The sequence below is a fragment of the Roseomonas sp. 18066 genome (assembly GCF_902706185.1).
GTDB lineage: Bacteria > Pseudomonadota > Alphaproteobacteria > Acetobacterales > Acetobacteraceae > Pseudoroseomonas.
This window is the reverse complement of the sequence record NZ_CACSJM010000043.1, coordinates 19,983-39,855: the sequence shown is the minus strand read 5'-3', so window position 1 is coordinate 39,855 and position 19,873 is coordinate 19,983. Positions and strand designations below refer to the sequence as shown.

At 70.9% G+C, this 19,873-nt stretch carries 21 protein-coding genes, 1 tRNA gene, 1 pseudogene and 1 riboswitch; of the genes and pseudogenes, 7 read left to right on the top strand and 16 right to left on the bottom strand.

Annotated features, from left to right (window positions below):
* Positions 1-168: 168 nt before the first annotated feature.
* Complete coding sequence (locus tag GVN67_RS11190) at positions 169-1,164, top strand: MBL fold metallo-hydrolase (protein WP_159995834.1); 996 nt, start codon at positions 169-171, stop codon at positions 1,162-1,164.
* Positions 1,165-1,207: 43 nt separating this feature from the next.
* Here the strand turns inward: GVN67_RS11190 and GVN67_RS11185 are convergent, their stop codons facing one another.
* The 9 genes from GVN67_RS11185 to GVN67_RS11145 form a co-directional block, all read right to left on the bottom strand.
* On the bottom strand, positions 1,208-1,621 hold the full coding sequence (locus tag GVN67_RS11185) for an organic hydroperoxide resistance protein (protein ID WP_159995832.1): 414 nt from the start codon (positions 1,619-1,621) through the stop codon (positions 1,208-1,210).
* 52 nt (positions 1,622-1,673) lie between these two features.
* A complete protein-coding gene (locus tag GVN67_RS11180; protein ID WP_159995830.1) occupies positions 1,674-2,051 on the bottom strand; it encodes an iron-sulfur cluster assembly accessory protein in 378 nt (125 codons plus the stop codon).
* Between the two features lie 23 nt (positions 2,052-2,074).
* Positions 2,075-2,497 carry an SUF system Fe-S cluster assembly protein gene (locus GVN67_RS11175; protein ID WP_159995828.1) on the bottom strand — a complete coding sequence of 141 codons (423 nt, stop codon included), beginning with the start codon at positions 2,495-2,497 and terminating at the stop codon, positions 2,075-2,077.
* The gene (gene sufU / locus GVN67_RS11170) at positions 2,469-2,936 is read right to left on the bottom strand and encodes a Fe-S cluster assembly sulfur transfer protein SufU (RefSeq protein WP_159995826.1); all 468 of its coding nucleotides are present in this window, start codon (positions 2,934-2,936) and stop codon (positions 2,469-2,471) included. The genes GVN67_RS11175 and sufU overlap by 29 nt, the downstream gene beginning before the upstream one ends.
* Positions 2,936-4,189: an aminotransferase class V-fold PLP-dependent enzyme gene (locus GVN67_RS11165; protein WP_159995824.1), complete on the bottom strand. Its 1,254-nt coding sequence runs from the start codon at positions 4,187-4,189 to the stop codon at positions 2,936-2,938. The genes sufU and GVN67_RS11165 overlap by 1 nt, the downstream gene beginning before the upstream one ends.
* The gene (gene sufD / locus GVN67_RS11160; protein ID WP_159995822.1) at positions 4,189-5,484 is read right to left on the bottom strand and encodes a Fe-S cluster assembly protein SufD; all 1,296 of its coding nucleotides are present in this window, start codon (positions 5,482-5,484) and stop codon (positions 4,189-4,191) included. Before sufD ends, GVN67_RS11165 begins: the two co-directional genes overlap by 1 nt.
* Positions 5,481-6,224: a Fe-S cluster assembly ATPase SufC gene (gene sufC, locus GVN67_RS11155; protein WP_159995820.1), complete on the bottom strand. Its 744-nt coding sequence runs from the start codon at positions 6,222-6,224 to the stop codon at positions 5,481-5,483. The genes sufD and sufC overlap by 4 nt, the downstream gene beginning before the upstream one ends.
* Positions 6,225-6,329: 105 nt before the next feature.
* Positions 6,330-7,829 (bottom strand): Fe-S cluster assembly protein SufB, encoded by a 1,500-nt coding sequence (sufB, locus tag GVN67_RS11150; RefSeq protein ID WP_159995818.1) that lies wholly within the window; start codon positions 7,827-7,829, stop codon positions 6,330-6,332.
* Between the two features lie 12 nt (positions 7,830-7,841).
* Complete coding sequence (locus tag GVN67_RS11145) at positions 7,842-8,330, bottom strand: SUF system Fe-S cluster assembly regulator (protein WP_159995816.1); 489 nt, start codon at positions 8,328-8,330, stop codon at positions 7,842-7,844.
* A 119-nt stretch (positions 8,331-8,449) separates the two neighbouring features.
* On the opposite strand from GVN67_RS11145, the gene GVN67_RS11140 reads away from it, so the two are divergent.
* Complete coding sequence (locus GVN67_RS11140) at positions 8,450-9,100, top strand: NUDIX domain-containing protein (protein ID WP_159995814.1); 651 nt, start codon at positions 8,450-8,452, stop codon at positions 9,098-9,100.
* A gap of 46 nt (positions 9,101-9,146) precedes the next feature.
* On the opposite strand, the gene GVN67_RS11135 is transcribed toward GVN67_RS11140, so the two are convergent.
* Positions 9,147-9,629, bottom strand: coding sequence for a peroxiredoxin (locus GVN67_RS11135; RefSeq protein ID WP_159995812.1), 483 nt, complete (start codon positions 9,627-9,629; stop codon positions 9,147-9,149).
* 103 nt (positions 9,630-9,732) lie between these two features.
* On the opposite strand from GVN67_RS11135, the gene GVN67_RS11130 reads away from it, so the two are divergent.
* Positions 9,733-10,368, top strand: a complete 636-nt coding sequence (locus GVN67_RS11130; RefSeq protein WP_159995810.1) for a YqgE/AlgH family protein — start codon at positions 9,733-9,735, stop codon at positions 10,366-10,368.
* Between the two features lie 91 nt (positions 10,369-10,459).
* Here the strand turns inward: GVN67_RS11130 and GVN67_RS11125 are convergent.
* Positions 10,460-10,534: transfer RNA gene (locus GVN67_RS11125), tRNA-Gly, on the bottom strand.
* Positions 10,535-10,600: 66 nt separating this feature from the next.
* Positions 10,601-10,679: riboswitch (SAM riboswitch) on the top strand.
* 58 nt (positions 10,680-10,737) lie between these two features.
* Here GVN67_RS11125 and metZ point away from each other — a divergent pair.
* From metZ to folE, 4 genes and pseudogenes are all read left to right on the top strand, one after another.
* A pseudogene (gene metZ / locus GVN67_RS11120) lies at positions 10,738-11,928 on the top strand (O-succinylhomoserine sulfhydrylase); the annotation flags it as partial.
* 368 nt (positions 11,929-12,296) lie between these two features.
* Complete coding sequence (locus GVN67_RS11115; protein WP_159995806.1) at positions 12,297-12,908, top strand: LysE family translocator; 612 nt, start codon at positions 12,297-12,299, stop codon at positions 12,906-12,908.
* Positions 12,909-12,913: 5 nt separating this feature from the next.
* On the top strand, positions 12,914-13,324 hold the full coding sequence (gene apaG, locus GVN67_RS11110) for a Co2+/Mg2+ efflux protein ApaG (protein WP_159995804.1): 411 nt from the start codon (positions 12,914-12,916) through the stop codon (positions 13,322-13,324).
* A 62-nt stretch (positions 13,325-13,386) separates the two neighbouring features.
* Positions 13,387-14,076, top strand: a complete 690-nt coding sequence (gene folE, locus GVN67_RS11105; protein ID WP_159995802.1) for a GTP cyclohydrolase I FolE — start codon at positions 13,387-13,389, stop codon at positions 14,074-14,076.
* Positions 14,077-14,267: 191 nt separating this feature from the next.
* On the opposite strand, the gene GVN67_RS11100 is transcribed toward folE, so the two are convergent.
* The 5 genes from GVN67_RS11100 to GVN67_RS11080 form a co-directional block, all read right to left on the bottom strand.
* Positions 14,268-14,801 (bottom strand): hypothetical protein, encoded by a 534-nt coding sequence (locus GVN67_RS11100; protein WP_159995800.1) that lies wholly within the window; start codon positions 14,799-14,801, stop codon positions 14,268-14,270.
* A 109-nt stretch (positions 14,802-14,910) separates the two neighbouring features.
* Complete coding sequence (locus tag GVN67_RS11095; protein WP_159995798.1) at positions 14,911-15,585, bottom strand: hypothetical protein; 675 nt, start codon at positions 15,583-15,585, stop codon at positions 14,911-14,913.
* A 128-nt stretch (positions 15,586-15,713) separates the two neighbouring features.
* Positions 15,714-16,676 carry an Hsp33 family molecular chaperone HslO gene (locus GVN67_RS11090; RefSeq protein WP_159995796.1) on the bottom strand — a complete coding sequence of 321 codons (963 nt, stop codon included), beginning with the start codon at positions 16,674-16,676 and terminating at the stop codon, positions 15,714-15,716.
* Between the two features lie 100 nt (positions 16,677-16,776).
* Entirely contained in the window at positions 16,777-17,955 is a 1,179-nt protein-coding gene (gene ubiM / locus GVN67_RS11085) for a 5-demethoxyubiquinol-8 5-hydroxylase UbiM (RefSeq protein WP_159995794.1), read from the bottom strand.
* 84 nt (positions 17,956-18,039) lie between these two features.
* Positions 18,040-19,740 carry a methyl-accepting chemotaxis protein gene (locus tag GVN67_RS11080; protein WP_159995792.1) on the bottom strand — a complete coding sequence of 567 codons (1,701 nt, stop codon included), beginning with the start codon at positions 19,738-19,740 and terminating at the stop codon, positions 18,040-18,042.
* Between the last annotated feature and the right edge of the window lie 133 nt (positions 19,741-19,873).

Genomic DNA, 19,873 nt, shown 5'->3' with positions numbered 1-19,873 from the left:
GGCAGGCGGGCGGGACACGCAATATCCTTACAGGCTTGTCACCGGGCTTAGCAGATGGGGCGCGCAGGGCGAAGGCGGGCCGCGGAACCTTGATCCGACGCCTTGATCGGGGCGGGGCGGCTCCCAACAACCTGGGCCAGGATGTTTCACCCAGAAGGGGAGGTTGCGATGACCAGACTGGACCGACGCGGGCTGCTGCCGGCCGCCGGCGCGATGCTGATGGCCCCTGCCCTGCTGCGCGCCGCGCAGGCGCAAACGGCGGCCGCCTCCGCGCCCATGGCGGCGGCCTCGCCGCAGGCGCCGGGCTTCTACCGCTTCCGCCTGGGCGGCCGGGTGGTGACGCTGGTCAATGACGGCCAGGGCCGCCGGCCGAAGCCGACCGAGGGCTTCGTCCGCAACGCCGAGCCCGCCGCGGTGGAAAAGGCGCTGCGCGACGCCTTCCTGCCGGTCGAGCATCTCGACATCCCCTATACCGTGACATTCCTGCAGGCGCCGGGCGGGCTGGTGCTGTTCGACACCGGCACCGGCGGGCAGCTGGGCGCGACGGCGGGGAATATCCCGGCGAATATGCGCGCCGCCGGCCTGGCGCCGGAGCAGGTCACCACGATCGTGCTGACGCATTTCCACGCCGACCATATCAGCGGGCTGACCGACGCCGAGGGCAAGGCGCTGTTCCCGAACGCCGAGATCGTCGTGCCGGAGGCCGAATGGGCCTATTGGATGGATGACGGCATCGCCAGCCGGGCGCCGGAAGCGATGCGCGGCGCCTTCGCCGGCGCGCGGCGCCGGTTTGCGCCATATCAATCGCGGGTGCGGCGGATCGCGGCGGATGCCGAGGTGGCGCCGGGCATCAAGGCGGTGCCGACGCAGGGCCACACGCCGGGCCACACCAGCTACCTGCTGAGCGACGGCGCTGACCAGGCGATGCTGCTGGGCGATGTCACCAACCGGCCGGAGCTGAACCTGGCCAATCCGGGCTGGCACCTGGTCTTCGACATGGATGCGGCGATGGCCGAGGCGACGCGGCGCCGGGTGTTCGACCAGGTGGCCGCCGACCGCATCCGCTGCATCGGCTACCACTTCCCCTTCCCGGCCAACGGGCATGTGGTGAAGGAGGCGCAAGGCTACCGGCTTATCCCCGCCCCCTGGTCGAGCGCGGTCTGATTTCCTGTGGGTTCCGGGGCGGCGATGCCGCCCCGGAGGTCCCTCAGCCGACGCTGAGGGAGACGTCGATATTGCCGCGGGTGGCCTTGGAATAGGGGCACATGGCATGCGCCGCCTCGAGCAGCGCCTCGGCCTCGGCCTTGTCCAGCGCCGGCAGCTTCACGGTCAGCGCCGCGGCCAGTTGGAAGCCGCCATCGGTCTTGTCGATCGAGACCGCGCAGGTGACCTCGGCGCCGGTGGTGTCCAGCTTCTTCATCCGGCCGACGGCATCGACCGCGCTGCCGAAGCAGGCGGCGTAGCCCGCGGCGAAAAGCTGCTCGGGGTTGGTGGTGCCGTCCTTGCCCGGGCCGCCCATGCCCTTGGGGATCGACAGGTCGAACTTCAGCAGCCCGTCGCTGCTCTCGACATGGCCGTTGCGGCCGCCGGTCGCCGTCGCGGTACCCGTGTAAAGCGCCATTTCTCTTCCCTCTGTCCTGGTGATCAGACCCGACAGAGGTGGGGGCCGCGCCTCAGACGTGGAAGCTCTCGCCGCAGCCGCAGCGGCCTTTTTCATTCGGATTCACGAAAGTGAAGCCTGCCGACATCGCCTTGGCCTCGTAGTCCATGATGGTGCCGATCAGGAACAGCGTGGCCTTGCGGTCGACCAGCACGGTCAGGCCCTTGTCGCTCACCACCTCGTCCGTCGGCGCCGGGGCGTCGGCCCAGCCCAGCTCATAGGCCATGCCGGAGCAGCCGCGGGTGCGCACCGCGACCCGCAGCAGCTTGCCTTCCTGGCCGCCGGCATAGAGGGCGCGCAGCCGCTCGGCCGCCGCGTCCGACAGCTGCATCAGCGGCGGCAGGGCGCGGGGCGCGCGGGCGGCGGGGGGGGTGCTGTGGGTCGTGCTCATCTCGGTCTCCAGATGGCGCTGGCTCAGTACATGTTCAACGCCAGCCGGGCGTCCTCGCTCATGCGCGACGGGTCCCAGGGCGGGTCCCAGACGATTTCCACGGCCACGTCGGTGACGCCGGGCAGCGCGCGGATGGCTTCCTCGACCTGGCTCGGCAGCTCCTGCGCCGAGGGGCAGGACGGCGTGGTCAGGGTCATCTCGACCTTCACCGCGCCATCCTCGCCGAGCTCCAGCGCGTAGATCAGGCCGAGCTCGTAGATGTTCACCGGGATCTCGGGGTCGTAGACGGTGGCGACCGCCCCGATCACCGCATCCTCGGTCAGCGGCGGCGGGGTGGCGCCGTCGGGCGTCCAGGCGCCGTGGGTCGGCGCCGCGGCGTCGGGCACCGGCACCGTCGCGCGCGGCAGGTTGTCGGCCTCACTCACTGCTCGCCTCCTTGCCGGCATTGTCCAGCGCGGTGTTCAGCGTGTGCCAGGCGAGCGTCGCGCATTTCACCCGGCTGGGGAATTCGGAAACGCCGCCCAGCACCTGGAGACGCTCCATCTCCTCCTCCAGCGCGCCGCCGCAATCCGGGCAGGTGCCGGTCATCGCCAAGGCGCGGAAGGTCTCGCCCAGCTGGCGGGCCTCCGCCTGGCTCTTGCCGCGCACCGTCTCGGTCATCAGGCTGGCGCTGGCCATGGAGATGGCGCAGCCCTTGCCCTGGAAGGCGACGTCGTCCAGCCGGCCCTCCGGGTCCAGCTTGACCCAGAGCTCCATGCGGTCGCCGCACATCGGGTTGTCGCCGCGGCCATGCCGGTCGGCATCCTCGAGGCGGCGGAAGTTCCGCGGCTTGCGGCCGTGGTCCAGGATCACTTCCTGGTAGAGATCGCGCAGATCGTCGAACATCAGCGAAAGAACTCCCGCGCCTTGCCCAGGGCCTCGGCCAGGAAATCCACCTCCGCCTCGGTCGTGTAGAGGCCGAAGGAGGCCCGGCAGGTGCTCTCCACCCCAAATCGGGCGTGCAGCGGCTCGGCGCAATGGCGCCCCGAGCGCACCGCGATGCCGACGCGGTCCAGCAATGTCGCCAGGTCATGCGCATGGGCATTGTCGAGGGCGAAGGCGAAGACGCCGCCGCGATCCTGCGCATGGCCCAGCAGGGTGATGCCGTCCAGCGTCGAGAAGCGCGCCATGGCATGGTCGACCAGCCGCCGCTCATGCGCCTCGATGGCGGCCATGCCGATGGCCTCGACATAGTCGATGGCGGCATGCAGGCCGATCGCCTCGGTGATCGGCGGCGTGCCGGCCTCGAAGCGGGCGGGCACCGGCGCGGGCAGGAAACCCTCCAGCGTCACCTCGGCGATCATGTCGCCGCCGCCGAGGAAGGGCGGCATCTTTTCCAGCAGCTCCAGCCGGCCCCAGAGCACGCCGATGCCCGTGGGCCCGTAGAGCTTGTGGCCGGTGAAGACATAGAAATCGCAATCCAGCGCCTGCATGTCGACGGCGCGGTGCACGGCGGCCTGGCTGCCATCGAGCAGCAGCTTCGCGCCGGCCTCATGCGCCATGCGGGCGATCTGCGCCGCCGGCGTCACCGTGCCCAGCACATTGGACATATGGGTGACCGCGACCAGCCCGACCTTGCCATCGGCCAGCTTGGCTTCCAGGTCGTCGAGGTCGAGCTCGCCGGCGTCCGTCACGCGGCAGATGCGCAGCTCGATCCCGGCGCGGTCGCGCAGCATGAACCAGGGCACCAGGTTGGCATGGTGCTCCATCTCGGAGACCACCACCGCCTGGCCCGGCTTCAGCAGGCTGCCATAGCTGTGCGCGACCAGGTTGATCGCCGCCGTCGACGAGGACGCGAAGACGATCTCTCTCTCAGTTCCCGCCTTCAGGAACTTCGCCACCGCGCCGCGGGCGGCCTCGTAAGCCGCCGTCGCACTTTCCGACAAAAAGTAGGCGCCGCGATGGACATTGGCGTAGCCGGTCTCCTGCAGCCGGACCATCGCCTCGATGACCTGGCGCGGCTTCTGGGCGGAGGCGCCGGAATCGAGGAAGACCAGGTCCTTGCCGCGGATCTTCTGCGACAGGATCGGGAAGTCCGCGCGGATGCGGGCAAGGTCGAAGACCCTGCCCCGCTCGCCGGTGACCGCCGCCGCGTCCATCACGCCAGCCGCTCCCAGGAGCCGGCGACGGCCTCGGCCAGGGCGGCGCGGGCGGTCTCGTCGGCCACCGCCTCGACCGCTTCCTGCAGGAAGGCCTCGATCAGCATGGAGCGCGCCACGCCCTCGGGGATGCCGCGGGCGCGCAGATAGAACAGCTGGCTCTCGTCCAGCTCGCCCACCGTGGCGCCATGGCTGCACTTCACGTCGTCGGCGTAGATCTCCAGCTGCGGCTTGCTGTCGATCTCGGCCTGGTCGGACAGCAGCAGCGCCTGGTTCATCTGGTAGCCGTCGGTGCGCTGGGCGATCTGGTGGACGTGGATCTTGCCCTGGAAGACGCCGCGCGACTTGCCGGCCAGCACCGTCTTCACCGTCTGCCGGCTGGGGCAGTCGGGGGCGGCATGGTCGAGGAAGGTGGTGCAGTCGCCATGCTGCCCGTCGCCCAGCAGCTGCGCGCCGTTCAGATGCGCCGACGCCTTGGGCCCGGCCAGCACCACATGCGCCTCCGAGCGCGACAGCCGGGCGCCGGCATGCAGCAGGAAGCTGTCATAGGTGCCGCGCGCCTCGACGCGGGCGAAGGTGGTGGCCAGGTGCAGCCCGGCCTTCCCCTCCTGCTGCAGCCGGGCATGGGTCACATGGGCATCCTCGCCCACGACGAATTCCCAGACCGGGCTGTGCAGGTAGCGGCCCTCGCCCTCGGCGCCGTCATGGTCGGCGCTCCAGGCGCGCTCGATCAGCACCAGCTTCGCGCCGGCGGCCAGCCGCACCAGGTGGCGCGGATGCGCGGCGACCGGGCGGCCGGCGGTGGTGACGGAGAGGATTTCGACCACCCCGCCATCGACGCCGGGGCCGAGATCGATCAGCACCCCATCCTCGAACAGCGCGGTGTTCAGCGCGACGAGGGGAAGATCATCGATGCGGGCGATGCTGCCCAGCAGCCCCTCGGCCTCCGGCAGATGCCGGGCCAGGCTGCGCGCCGGCGCGTCGGCATCCGACAGGTCCTCGCGGAAGCGGCCGTCGAGGAAGACCAGCCGCTTCGGCGCGGCGCTGCGCGGCAGCACCAGCGCGCCATCGACGGGCGTCAGCGGCTCGCCGAAGCCGGACTGGGTCAGCGGCGCCAGGTCGGTGTAGCGCCAGGCCTCGACCTTGCGGGTCGGGAAGCCCTGGGCGCGGAAGGCCTCGGCGGCCTGGGCGCGCAGGCTCGCCAGCCAGGGCAGGCCCTGGCCCGGCAGCCGCTCGCGCAGCCCCTCGAAGCGGTGCAGGAAGCCGGCGGCCCCCGCTTCGGTCAGCGCATTCATGCTGCCTGCACCGAGCCGTAGCCCGAAGCCTCCAGCTGATGCGCCAGCTCCGGCCCGCCGCTCTGCACGATGCGGCCGCCCATCAGGACATGGACCTTGTCCGGCACGATATAGTCGAGCAGCCGCTGGTAATGGGTGATCACCAGCGAGGAGAAGCCAGGGGCCCGCATGGCGTTGACGCCATCGGCCACGATCTTCAGCGCGTCGATGTCGAGGCCGCTGTCGGTCTCGTCCAGGATGGCCATGCTCGGGTTGAGCAGCGCCATCTGCAGCACCTCGTTGCGCTTCTTCTCGCCGCCGGAGAAGCCGACATTGACGCCGCGCTTCAGCATATCCTCCGGCATCGACAGCGCCTTCATGCGGACGCGCGCCACCTTCAGGAACTGCATGGCGTCGAGCTCGGGCTCGCCCTTGGAGCGGCGGATGGCGTTCAGCGCGGTGCGCAGGAAGTTCGCGTTACCGACGCCCGGCAGCTCGACCGGATACTGGAAGGCGAGGAACAGGCCGGTGGCGGCGCGCTCCTCCGGCTCCATGGCCAGCAGGTCCTGGCCGTGGAAGGTGACGGCGCCGCCGGTGATCTCATAGCCCTCGCGGCCAGCCAGCACATAGGACAGCGTCGACTTGCCCGAGCCGTTCGGACCCATGATCGCGTGGATCTGGCCGGCCGGAATCTCGAGGTCGATCCCCTTGAGGATCTCCTTGCCATCGATCTCGGCGCGCAGCCCTTCAATCTTCAACATCGCTTTTTCCAACCCGTCCTCGAGGGGGCGCTGGCAGGCGCCACCGTGCAGCTTCTCAGTGTCGAATGGCGCAGGGGGCGCCGGAATCCTTGGCCAACCGAAATCTCAGCCGACCGAGCCTTCGAGGCTGATCTGCAGCAGCTTCTGGGCCTCGACGGCAAACTCCATCGGCAGCTCCTTCAGCACCTCGCGGCAGAAGCCGTTGACGATCAGCCCGACCGCATCCTCCTGCGACAGCCCGCGCTGGCGGCAGTAGAACAGCTGGTCCTCGGCGATGCGGCTGGTCGTCGCCTCATGCTCGACCTTCGCCGTCATGCAGCGGTTCTCGATGTAGGGCACCGTATGGGCCCCGCACTGGTCGCCGATGAGCAGGGAGTCGCACTGGGTGAAGTTGCGGGCGCCGGTCGCCTTCGGGCTGATCTTGACCAGGCCGCGATAGGTGTTCTGGCCCTGCCCGGCGCTGATGCCCTTGGAGATGATGGTCGAGCGCGTCCGCGGCCCGATATGGAACATCTTGGTCCCCGTATCGGCCTGCTGCCAGTTGTTGGTGATCGCCACGCTGTAGAATTCGCCGACGCTGTCCTCGCCGAGCAGCAGGCAGGACGGATACTTCCAGGTGATGGCGGAGCCGGTCTCGACCTGGGTCCAGCTGATCTTCGACCGCGCGCCGCGGCAGGCGCCGCGCTTGGTGACGAAGTTGTAGATGCCGCCCTTGCCGTTCTCGTCGCCCGGGTACCAGTTCTGCACCGTGCTGTACTTGATCGAGGCGTCGTCCAGCGCCACCAGCTCGACCACCGCGGCATGCAGCTGGTTCTCGTCGCGCATCGGCGCCGTGCAGCCCTCCAGGTAGGAGACGCTGGACCGCTCATCGGCGATGATCAGCGTGCGCTCGAACTGGCCGGTGCTCTTGGCGTTGATGCGGAAATAGGTCGACAGCTCCATCGGGCATTTCACGCCCTTGGGGATGTAGACGAAGCTGCCATCGGTGAAGACGGCGCTGTTCAGGGCGGCGAAGAAGTTGTCGCCCTGCGGCACCACGCTGCCGAGATACTGCCGCACCAGCTCCGGATGCTCGCGCACCGCCTCGGAGATGGCGCAGAAAATAATACCATCCTTGGCCAGCCGGTCCTTGTAGGAGGTGGCGACCGAGACGCTGTCGAAGACCGCGTCCACCGCGATCGGCATCCGCCCGCCCTCGGCCGGGGTATCGCCCGCGCCTTCGACGCCGGCCAGGATCGCCTGCTCCTTCAGCGGGATGCCGAGCTTCTCATAGGTGCGCAGCAGCTCGGGATCGACCTCGTCGAGCGACTTCGGCCCGGCCTTCTTCACCGGCGCGGCGTAGTAGAAGGCGTCCTGGTAGTCGATCGGCGGATACTTCACCGCCGGCCAGCGCGGCTCCACCATGGTCTTCCACAGCGCGAAGGCCTTCAGCCGCCATTCCAGCAGCCAGGCCGGCTCTTCCTTCTTCGCGCTGATGAAGCGGACGATATCCTCGTTCAGCCCTTTCGGGGCGAACTCCATGTCGATCTCGGTCTCGAAGCCATACTTGTAGGCCCCCTGGGTGACCGACTGGACGGCGTCGATGGTTTCGGTGACGGCAGGCATGGCAGGGGATCCCTACTCGGCAGCAGACTGATGCGCCGGCTCGGCGCGATGGGAGCCACGATTCGGGCGCGGGGCAGCGTGCCCGGCGCAGCTGGCGCTGCGCGGCCCGGCCAGGTCGGCCAGGCTGATGGCGGAAAGAGCGGCGCGGATCGCCTGGTTCACGGGATCCCAGCGGCCGCGCACGGGGCACAGCGCCTCCGTCTCGCAGCCGCCGGTGGCGCCGTCGACGCAGGCGGTCAGCGCGATGGGGCCGTCGATGGCCACCACCACCTCGGACAGCGGGATGCCGGCCAGCGGGCGCGCCAGGCGATAGCCGCCGCGGGCGCCGCGCAGCCCCTCGACCAGCCCGGCATGGCCGAGCGTCTTCAGGACCTTGGCCACCGTCGGCTCGGCAATGCCGCAGCCGGCGGCAAGCCCGGGCGCGGTCTGCACGCCGCCCTCGGCCTCCAGCCGCGCCAGCAGCACGACGGCGTAATCGGTCAGCTTCGACAACCGCAACACGCGGACCTCTCCTAAAGCGGACTGGAACGGTCCGCTTTCGGGCAGATGCTCTCGCGCCCCTGGCTTGTCAAGAACTTGGCATCTTTCCGCCCGCCGCGCGCGGTGCAACCCTGCCGCGCATGGCCACCTCCACGCTCCGCCCGCCCGCCCGAGTCCATCCGCGCGACGCCGCCACGCTGATCCTGTGGCGCCGCCGGGCCGATGGGACGGTGGAAATCCTGACCGGGCTGCGCAATGCCGGGCTGCGCTTCATGCCCAACCGCCTGGTCTTCCCCGGCGGCCGCGTCGACTTCGCCGACCGCGCCGCCCCGGCCGCGACCGAGCTGCGCGCCACACCCCGCGCCTTCCTGGAACGCCGCGCGCCGCCACGCCTGGCCCGCGCCCTGGCCATCGCCGCGGCGCGCGAGCTGGAGGAGGAGACCGGGCTGCATCTCGGCGGACGCCTGCCGACGCTGGACGCGCTGGACTACCTCTGCCGCGCGGTCACGCCGGCGACCAACCCGATCCGCTTCAACGCCCGCTTCCTGATCGCGCCGGCGGACGCCGCCCAAGGCGCCATCAACGGGTCGGGGGAGCTCGAGCAGCTCGAATTCCGCGACCTGGAGCTGCTGCAGTCGCTGCCCGTCGCGCCGATCACCGGGAAAGTGCTCGGCGAATTCCACGCCTGGCTCGATATGTCCCAGGACGAAAAGGACAACCGGGACCTCGTCTGGTTCGCCGGGCGCGACAACCGACGAACCGAGAAAAAACAGGAAAGCCCGGGGGAATGAATTCCCCCGGACCCCCTTCTCTTTCTGTCAATTAAAACAGAAAAACTTAGAGCGCCGCGAGAATGGCCTCGCCGCCGGAAACCTCGAAGGCGCCCGCAGCCTCCACGGCCACATGCACCACCTTGCCGTCCTTCGCCACCAGGGCGAAACGCTGGCAGCGGACGCCCAGGCCCCGCGCGGTCAGGTCGAGCTCAAGGCCGAGCGACTTGGTCAGCGCGGCCGAGCCGTCGGCCAGCATCACCACCCGGTCCTCGACGCCCTGGTCCTTGGCCCAGGCCTGCATCACGAAAGGGTCGTTGACCGCCATGCAGGCGACGGTGTCGACGCCCTTGGCCTTCAGCGCATCGAGGTTGGTCAGGAAGCTCGGCATGTGCTTGGCCGAGCAGGTCGGCGTGAAAGCGCCGGGAACGCCGAACAGCACGACGGTCTTGCCGCCGAACAGGGCGTCGGTCGCCAGCTCGCGCGGGCCCTCGGCCGTCGCCTGGGTCAGCTTCTGGGCGGGAATCGTCTCGCCGGCCTGAATGGTCATCTGGGCGTCCTCCGGTTGGGGGCTACCGCTTTCCGACGCGTTGCACGCCCTGTCAACCGCGGCGCTTGCGCGCCCCGCCCGGCGCCGCCATCTTGCAGAAATCATGGCACGCCGCGCACGCGAGGATGAATTTCCGGAAGCCTTCCGCCAGCCCCCGAAAGCGGAGCTGCGTGGCGGATTCCAGGCCGGCTACCTGGGAGGGCAGCTGCTGGTCGCCATGCCCGGGCTGCAGGACCCCCGCTTCGCCCGCTCGGTGATCTGCCTCTGCGCCCATTCGGCCGACGGGGCCATGGGCATCGTCCTGAACAAGCCGCTGGACAATCTGAGCTTCGAGGAGCTGCTGAAGCAGCTCGAGGTCAGCCCGGCGCCGCCGCAGCGCCAGATCCGCCTGATGGCCGGCGGCCCGGTCGAGGGCGGCCGCGGCTTCGTCCTGCACACCACGGACTGGTCCAGCGAAGGCAGCCTGCAGGTCACCGGCGAGCTGGCGCTGACCGCCAGCGTCGACATCCTGAAGGCCATCGCCGGCGGCGGCGGCCCGCGCCTCGGCCTGCTGGCGCTGGGCTATGCCGGCTGGGGCCCCGGCCAGCTGGAAGACGAGATCCACCGCAACTCCTGGCTGAACGTGCCGGCCGACGAAAGCCTGCTGTTCAACGAGCCGCCCGACGACAAATGGCGCCGGGCCCTGGCCAAGCTGCGGGTCGATCCGCTGCTGCTCTCGGGCGTCGCCGGCCACGCCTGACGGCGCCCTGACGCCAGCCACAGCGCATGCGGAAACGCTGTCCAGCCCAGCCGGGCGGCAGCAATCAAGCTATTGGAATGTGGGGAGAAAGTGGAGCGGGCGATGGGAATTGAACCCACGACATTCAGCTTGGGAAGCTGACGTTCTACCTCTGAACTACGCCCGCGTCGGAGCCATCCTTAGCCCACCCTTGTAAGGGTCGCAAGCGGGGCGTAAGGTCCGCTCGCCTCGGCGACGGGGTGCTCGCGATTTGTCCGGCCAGCTTGCGGCGAGCCTAAATAATCGCGCTAAACGGCCGTGGCGGAAGCGCGCGCGCGCCTGCTTTCCGCCCGACCGGGCCGGGTGTTTTTTGACCCGAGAGTCCCGCCGATGGCCAAGCCCGCAACCGATCGTCCGCTGCGCCCCGCCACCCAGCTCGTTCGCGGCGGGCAGATGCGCAGCAATTTCGACGAGACCTCGGAAGCGCTCTACCTCACCTCCGGCTTCGTCTACGACAATGCCCAGCAGGCCGAGCAGACCTTCACCGGCGAGGTCAGCCACTTCCAGTATTCCCGCTTCGGCAACCCGACGGTGCAGATGCTGGAGGGGCGGCTCGCCGCCCTCGAAGGCGCCGAGGCCTGCCGCGCCACGCCCACCGGCATGGCCGCCGTGCATGGCGCGCTGCTGTCGCACCTGAAGACCGGCGACCGCGTCGTCGCCGCCCGCGCCCTGTTCGGCTCCTGCCACTGGATCATCTCGACCCTGCTGCCGCGCTACGGCATCGAGACCGAGTTCGTCGACGGCGCCGACCTGGAGCAGTGGAAGGCCGCCTTCCGCCGCCCCTGCCAGCTGGTGCTGCTGGAGACGCCGTCCAACCCGATGCTGGAGCTGGTCGACCTCAAGGCCGTCAGCGACCTGGCGCATGCCGCCGGCGCCATCGTCGTGGTCGACAATGTCTTCGCCACCCCCCTGCTGCAGAAGCCGATGAAGTTCGGCGCCGATGTGGTGGTCTATTCCGCCACCAAGCATTTCGATGGCCAGGGCCGCGTCCTCGGCGGCGCCGTGCTGGGCAGCAAGAAGTGGGTGGAGGAGGTGCTGCAGCCCTTCCTGCGCAACACCGGCGCCTCGATCTCGCCCTTCAACGCCTGGGTCATCCTGAAGGGGCTGGAGACGCTGCACCTGCGCGTCCAGGCCATGTGCCGCAGCGCCAACACCATCGCCCAGATGCTGGAGGAGCGGTCGGAGATCGCCCGCGTCTGCTACCCCTACCTGCCCAGCCATCCGCAATACGCCCTGGCCAAGCAGCAGATGTCGGCCGGCGGCACGCTGGTCAGCTTCGAGCTGAAGGGCGGCAAGGCGGCGGCCTTCCGCTTCATGGACGCGCTGCAGGTCGTCGACATCTCCAACAACCTGGGCGACGCCAAGAGCATGATCACCCACCCCGCCACCACGACGCATATGCGCGTGGCCGCCGAGGAGCGGGCGCGGCTTGGCATCGGCGACGGCGCCGTGCGGCTGTCGGTCGGCCTCGAGGATGTCGAGGACCTGGTCGACGACATCGCCGCCGCCCTCGACGCGGTCAGCGGCAATCCGGCGCCGAAGAAGAAGCCCCTGGCCCGCATGGTCGCCGAGGAGACCGTGGCCCCCGCCAAGGCCGCGGCCAGGCCGGCCCCGGTGAAGGCGCCCGTGAAGGCACCCGTGAAGCCAGCGGCGAAGAAGAAGGCGGAGCCCGTCGCCGCCCCGGTGGAGGCGCCGGTGAAGGCCAAGGCGAAGGCGGCCAAGACCGCCGAGCTCGACCTGTTCGAGGCGCCGGCCGCTTCCAAGCCGGCCCGCAGCAAGAAGCGCTGAGCGGCGGCGGCTGAGGCAGCCGCCCCCTCGACGACCCGGCGGCGGCGGCGCAAACTCGCCGCCCCCCTTCCCGGGGCACGACGTCGGAGGAACGACAGCGCATGCCGCTCGAGACCTGGATCGCCTTTCTCGCCGCGGCCGCGGTGCTGCTCGCCATCCCCGGCCCGACCATCCTGCTGGTGATCGGCCAATCGCTGGGCGGCGGCCGCCGGGCCGCCCTGCCCCTGGTGGCCGGTGTCGCCGCCGGCGACCTGACCGCCATGACCCTGTCGCTGGCCGGCCTCGGGGCGCTGCTCGCCACCTCCGCCGCGCTGTTCACCGTGCTGAAATGGGCGGGTGCCGCCTATCTCATCTGGCTCGGCGTCAGGCTGTGGCGCGCCCCGGTGGAGGGTGCCGCCGTGCCGCTCGGCGCCCGCCAGGCCTGGCGCCAGGCCTTCCTGGTCACCGCGCTGAACCCGAAGTCGATCGCCTTCTTCGTGGCCTTCGTGCCGCAGTTCATCGACCCTGCCCTGCCCTTCCTGCCGCAGGCCGTGGTGCTGGTGGCCAGCTTCGTGACGCTGGCGGCGCTGAACGCCCTGCTCTACGCGATGGCCGCCGGCCGGCTGTCGGGCGCCGTGCAGAAGCCCCGCGTCCGGCGGATCCTGAACCGCACCGGCGGCGGCATGCTGGTCGGCGCAGGCCTCGCCACCGCGGCGATGCGCCGGGCGGGGTGACCTCGATGACCCAGCCGCCCGTCTTCACCGCCACCACGCGCGAGATCCGCGTCTCGGTGCGCGCCTTCTTCCTGGAAGACCAGTCCAACCCGGAGCAGTCCCACTTCGTCTGGGCCTATCGCGTCACCATCGAGAACCAGGGCAGCATCACGGTGCAGCTGCTGAAGCGCAGCTGGCAGATCACCGACGCGCATGGCCGGATGCAGCAGGTGCACGGCCCCGGCGTGGTCGGCGAGCAGCCGGTGCTGGAGCCGGGGGAGAGCTTCGAATACACCTCCGGCACGCCGCTCTCGACGCCCTCGGGCTTCATGCGCGGCGCCTACCACATGGTCGAGCGCGACAGCGGCGAGGCCTTCGACATCGCCATCCCCGCCTTCAGCCTGGACAGCCCGCACCAGGCCGGCGCGGTGCATTAGCCGACTCTTCTGCAATTCTGCGAAAGCAGGGCTGCAGCATTGCCCATTGATGAAACCGGGAGATGCGCCATCTGTTGCGGCGCGCCCCGGAACCGATCGGAACACCGCCTGTGAACCTGCCCCTGCCGTCCGCCGCCAAGCTGGCCAAGCCCGATGTCACCGCCGAGCGCCCCTCGCGGTCCGAAGCGGAAGCGGCGGTGCGCACCCTGCTGCTCTGGGCCGGCGACGATCCGGAGCGCGAGGGGCTGCTCGACACCCCGGCCCGCGTCGCCCGCGCCTACGAGGAATTCTTCTCCGGCTACAAGGAGGACCCGACCGCCCTCCTCGCCCGCTCCTTCGAGGAGACGGACGGCTATGACGAGATGGTCGTCCTGCGCGACATCCGCCTGGAGAGCCACTGCGAGCACCACATGGTGCCGATCATCGGCCGGGTGCATGTCGCCTACCTGCCGAAGGACCGGGTGGTCGGCATCAGCAAGCTGGCCCGCGTGGTCGAGGCCTATGCCCGCCGCCTGCAGATCCAGGAGAAGCTGACGGCGCAGATCGCCAACTGCATCCAGGAGGCGCTGCAGCCGCGCGGCGTCGCCGTGGTGATCGAGGCCGCGCACCAGTGCATGACGACCCGCGGCGTGCACAAGCCGGGGGTCACCATGATGACCAGCCGCATGCTGGGCGAGTTCCGCGACGACGCCGGCCTGCGGCGTGAGTTCCTGTCGCTGGTGAAGAACGGGGCGCCGGCGCCGGAGGCTTGAAGGCTTCAGGATCAGGGGAAAGGCAGGGGCTCCGCCCCTGACCCCGCCGGGGTGATCGCATCACCCCGGACCCCGCCATCTGTTGGCACCTTGAGGCCAGAGGCGGGACGAAAAATGAATGTGGGGGTCTGGGGGCATTCAATGCCCCCAGATTCTTCTCTTAAAAATCTCTTCTCTTCAGAGACTTCTCTTCACCGTGGCGGCCGCAGCCCCGCCGCCAGCGATGCCCAGCGCTGCCGCGGCGCCGGCTTCTCGGCCGACTGGCAGAACAGCGTGGTCCGCCCCGGCGGCGTTTCCAGCACATAGAGCGACATCGGCGTCGCCCCATCGGTGGCCAGGCTGGCGCCCACCGCCTCGCCCAGCACGAAGCGGCTGACCGGCCCGCCCCCGGCCTGCGGCAGGCGGCGGCCCAGATCGGCGCGCCAGGCCTCGGTGTCGACGGCCGCGCGCAGCGCCTCGGCGCCCGGGCGCGCGCCGCGGCGGGCGGCATAGACCACCCGGCAGGCGGCCTGGCCCTCGAAGGCGATGTTGATCTGCGCGTCGCCCGACATCGGCTCCACCACCTCGCCGGTGAAGCCGGGCGGCAGGGCGACGGCAAGGCCGGTGCCGGCATGGCGCACCAGCCGCTCCGGCCCCGGGGGCGCCGCGGCGGGCCGGGGGTCGGCGGCCAGCGCCGTGCCGGTCCCGACCAGGCCACCAAGAAGAAGAATCGCCACCCTGCGCATGCCGCCCTCCGCTGACGCTGGCCTCGGCCAGCATGCGGCACGAAGCGCCCGGCCACCGCAAGCCCGCGATGCCCAGGGCGCGGCGCCGGTCACACCGGCGCTGGCCGCCTCAGGGGCGGACCAGGTTTTCCTGCTGCACCGGCACCGGCAGCGGCGCGGCGGGGGCGCCGCTCATGATCCAGTCGCGCAGGTTGCGGCGCAGCTGGAACTCGAACTCGACATTCAGGTCGTCCACCGCCTGGCGCACGATGGTGTCGGCGGCGCGCGCCCGGCTGGCGGGGCCCTCGTCGATCACCGTCGCGGTGCGGCGCACCTCGGCCTCGGCGAAGCCGACGCGGCGGCCGTCATTGCCCAGCACCTCGACCCGGGTGCGCAGCGCCACCGACAGCCGCTCGGTCCGCTGCGAGAACAGCCCGCCGGCGCTGGCCTGCTCGCGGATCAGCGTGGCGCTGTCGACCAGGAAGCGGGCGCGGCCGCTGGTGCCGACCGGCACCAGGCGCTCGCGCCCCATCCGCGCCACCTGGCTGGCGGGCGACAGCGGCGCCGGCGGGTCGGCGCGCATCGGGCCGGGCTCGACCACCTCGATGTCCAGCACATTGAGCTGCAGCGGCGTCAGGTGGCGATAGCCCGGCGGCGGCTGCAACGCGGGCTGGGCGTCGCCGCCGGCGCAGGCGGCCAGCAGCGGCAGCAGCGCCAGGCTTGCCATCGTACTGGCCAGCAGCGCGCGCCGCGACGCTGGCTGGGCGAACGCCCCGGGTTCCACACGGCCGATCAGCTTGGTCATACCCCGAAACTCCCCCGTCGCGGGTGGCGCGGCTTCTGCCCACCCCTGCCTCAACCAGTGTCTCTGCCTCAGCCCTGCCGGCATCGCCTATCTGTCACGTCCCGGCCCTATCGGCTAGCGGCCCCTCTTCAGCCACCGGCCGCGGCGGTCGCCACGTCCTCGCGCTGGAAGCGGAAGCCGACATTGCAGAACTCGCAGGTCATGGTGATGACGCCATCCTCGGCCATATGGTCGAGGTCGGCGGCGCCGAAGCCGTTCAGCACCGAGGCCAGCTTGGCGCGCGAGCAGCGGCAGCCATAGGAAAGCGGCCGCGGCCGGTCGAGCGCCAGGCCCTCGGCATGGAACAGGCGGAACAGCAGCCGGTCGGGGGCCAGGGCGTCGTCCAGCATCTCGGCCTCGGTCACCGTCGAGGCCAGGACCAGCGCGGTCTCCCAGGCATCCTGCTGGGCGGCGGCGTCGAGGTCGAGGCCGATGCCGCCGGCGCCCGCCACCCGCTCCAGGATCAGCGCCGAGGCGCGCCAGCCGCCAGGGGTCTTCGCCGCATAGAGCCAGACCCGGGCGTCGAGCTGCTCGGAGCTTTCGAAATAGGCGCCGGTCATCGCCGCCAGGCTGTCGCCCTCGATGGCGACGATGCCCTGGTAGCGCTCCATGTCCGGGCCCTGGTCGCAGGTGAAGGCCATGTAGCCCTTCCCCAGCAGCGCCTCGGCGGAGGGGGGCGTGTCGCTATCGGGCAGCGGCTCGGCCCGGGCATAGCCGCGCAGCGCGCCGGCATCGGTGCAATCGGCCAGCAGCATGCCGACCGGGCCGTCGCCCTTGGCCTGCAGGCTGAAGCTGCCCTGGAACTTCAGCGCGGCGGCCAGGCCCGCGGTCAACGCCAGCCCCTGGCCGAGCAGCCCGGCCACCTCCGGCGCATAGTCGTGGCGGGTCAGCAGCGCCTCGGCCAGCGGGCCCAGCCGCACCAGCCGCCCGCGCACCGGCTTGTTCTCCAGGTGGAAGGGCGTGACGCCGCGCGGCACCGTCAGATGCGGCACCGGCGCGCGGTCATGGTTGAGGAAATCCGGGGTGGCAGAGGGGGAGGTCGGGTCGATCACGCGGCAGGGGCCTGGAACTGTGCAGGGGGCATAGATAGTGCAGCCGGGCGCCGGGTTCGATGCCTGCAACGCTGCCCTGCCATACGCGGCCCTGCCCACTTCACGCGCCGCGGCTCTCCATCAGCTGCGAGACGATGCGCTGCTGCACCGGCCGCAGGTGGTTGCCGAGCCGCAGCGCGGCGGCGCGCAGCAGCCGGGCGCCGGGCCCTTCCTGGGTGAAGATCAGCGCCGTGGCATTGGTGGCGAGGTAGAGCGGCCGGGTCGCCTGGCGATGCCCGGCGGCATAGCGGCGCAGCAGATGCGGCGTGCCGATGTCGCGCCCGGCGGCATGCGCTTCCAACACCAGCCCGGCCAGCGCCGCCTGGCCGCGCAGGCCGAAGTTGAAGCCATGCGCGGTGACGGGATGCATCCCCACCGCGGCATCGCCGATCAGCACGGCGCGGGATGCGCAGAAACGCTCGGCATAGACGGCGACCAGCGGATAGACGTGGCGGCTGCTGACCAGCGTCATGGCGCCCAGCCGCTGGCGGTAGCGCCGCGCCAGCTCGACCCCGAAGTCTGCTTCGTCCATCGCCTCGAGCGCCGCCATCTCGTCGGGCGGCAGGGTGATGACGGCGGAGGAGTAATTCCCGTTCAGCGGCAGCATGGCGATGGTCTGGCCATAGTCGAACCATTCGGTGGCCACGCCCTGGTGCGGCGCCTCGTGGCGCAGCCGGCAGACCATCATCTTCTTGCCGAAGTCGCGGGTCTCGGCGGCGATGCCCAGCGCCTCGCGCGCGCGGGAGAAGCGGCTGTCGGCGGCGACCAGCAGCCGGGCCTCGATCTTTTCCCCGTTTGCCAGGGTGACCTCGGCCCCCTCCAGCCCGGTGGACAGGGAAAGAACCTTGGTCCCCGCCAGCAGGGTGACGCCCGGCCTGTCGATGGCGGTGCGGTACAGCGCCCGGCGCAGGCTGTGGTTGGACACCAGCTTGCCGAGCTCGCTCTCGGCGCGGCCGCTGGTGTCGAAGCGCAGCGCATAGCCGGAGCCGCCATTCAGCACCCGCGCCTCGCGCAGCGGCGATATGCTGTCCTCCGGAATGAGGTCCCAGGCGCCGAGCGCCTTCAGGATTGCCTGTGAATGATGCGTCAGCGCGATCTCGCGCCCGTCGAAACCCGCCTCGGCCAGGGCTGGCTCGGGCTGCTGCTCGATGACGGCCACGGTCAGCCCGCTGCCGCCCAGCGAGCTCGCCAGGGCCAGCCCGGCCGGCCCGCCGCCCACGATCGCCACATCGAACCGCATCGACCCTGACCCTTCTTCCGCCATGACCTCTAGATGGTGTCTCTAGCGGCCGGCGCCGAGAGGGGCCAGGGCACCGACAGAAAGTCAGGCGGCGCGAAGCCGGGTGACGACGCCGGACAGCTCCTGCTGCAGCGCCTCGCCCTGGCGGCCGACGGCGCCGGTGGCGCCGCGCAGCCCCTCCAGCGCCGCGGCGGCGGCCGAGACATGCTCGGTCAGCGCCACGGTGCTCTGCGCCGCGCCCTCGGTGCCGGCGGCGGCGGCGGCGGCGTTGCGGGCGATCTCACGGGTGGCCGCCCCCTGCTCCTCGACGGCCGAGGCGATGGCCGCCGTCACCTCGTCCATCCGACCGACGGCTGCGGCGATGCCGCGCACCGCCTGCACCGCCTGGCTGGTGGCGCCCCGCATGGCGCCGATCTGGGTGGCGATCTCCTCGGTGGCCTTGGCCGTCTGGCTGGCCAGGGTCTTCACCTCGGAGGCGACGACGGCGAAGCCCTTGCCGGCCTCGCCGGCGCGGGCGGCCTCGATGGTGGCATTGAGGGCGAGAAGATTGGTCTGGCCGGCGATGTCGGCGATCAGGCGGACGACGTCGCCGATCCGGTCGGCGGCGGCGGACAGGCCGGCGACGGTGGAATCCGAGGCCTCGGCGGCGACCACCGCGTCGCGGGCGACACCGGCACCCTCGGTCACCCGGCGGCTGATCTCGCTGATGCTGGCAGCCAGCTGCTCGGCGGCGGCAGCGACGGCGCCGACATTCTCGGTCGCGCCGCGCGCGCGGTCGGCGACCACGCCGGCATCGCGCTCGGCCTGGGTGGTGCCCTGGGCCAGCAGGCTGGCAGCGCCGTTCAGCCGCGCCACCTCCTCCGACAGGCCGATGGCGATGCCGCCGACGGCGCGCTCGATCTCGCCGGCCAGGCCCTGCTGCATGGCGCGGCGCTCCTCGCCGGCGCGGGCACGGCTGGCGGCGGCCTCCTGCTCCAGCCGGCGCGCCTGGCGGCCGCCCTCGGCCAGGCGCTGCACGGCGCGGCCGATTTCTCCCAACAGGTCGCGGCGGTCGGTGCAGGGGGGCTCCAGGTCCAGGCGGCCCTCGGCGATGGCATGCACCGCGGCGGCCAGCCCCTTCAGCGGGCGCAGCGCCAGCCGGGTCAGCAGCCAGGCGACCAGGCCGATCACCACGGCGATGCCGCCGCCCAGCAGCATGCCCTGCATTTCCAGCCCGTCGAGCCGCGCCTCGACGGCGGCCAGCGGCTGGCCGACGAACATCAGGCCGATCACCTTGCCGGCGGCATCGCGGATCGGCTCGTAGATGGTCTGGTGCGGCGCGCCCAGGATCATGGCGGTGCCGCGATAGCTTTCGCCCCGGGCGAAGACGGCGTCATGCGCCGGGCCGGGCGCCAGCCGGGTGCCGACGGCGCGGCCGCCGGTGGCGGTGCGCACATTGGTGGCGACCCGCACATCGCCGGCGAAGAGGGTGGCGACGCCGCCGGCCACCTCCTTGACGATGTCCACCACCTCGTTGCGGTCGTTCTGCGGCCTGCCGTCCAGCAGCAGCTGGCCGTCCTGCAGCGACCATTGCCGCCCCTGCTGCGCCAGCAGCGCCTTCATGGTGCCGAGGTTGCTGTCCAGCCGGACCTGCGAATCCTGCAGCGTGTCGCGGCGGACCTCGGCGACGAGGACGGCGGAGACGACCTCGGCGGCGACCAGCACCGAGCAGAGCGTCACGGCGAGCAGGCAGGTGACGACGCCCAGGCGTCGCGGGAGGGCGGCGAGCAGGCGGAACAGGGCCATCGGAGCTTCCCGGCAGGGGGGTGGGGGGAAAGTGGAAGGAAGCGCAGGGGCCTTTCTGATTCGTTAATAAGACAGTTTTTAATTTAGACGATTCGGATGAAAGGGAAGCAAACCGCGGCGCCGGACCGCGTTT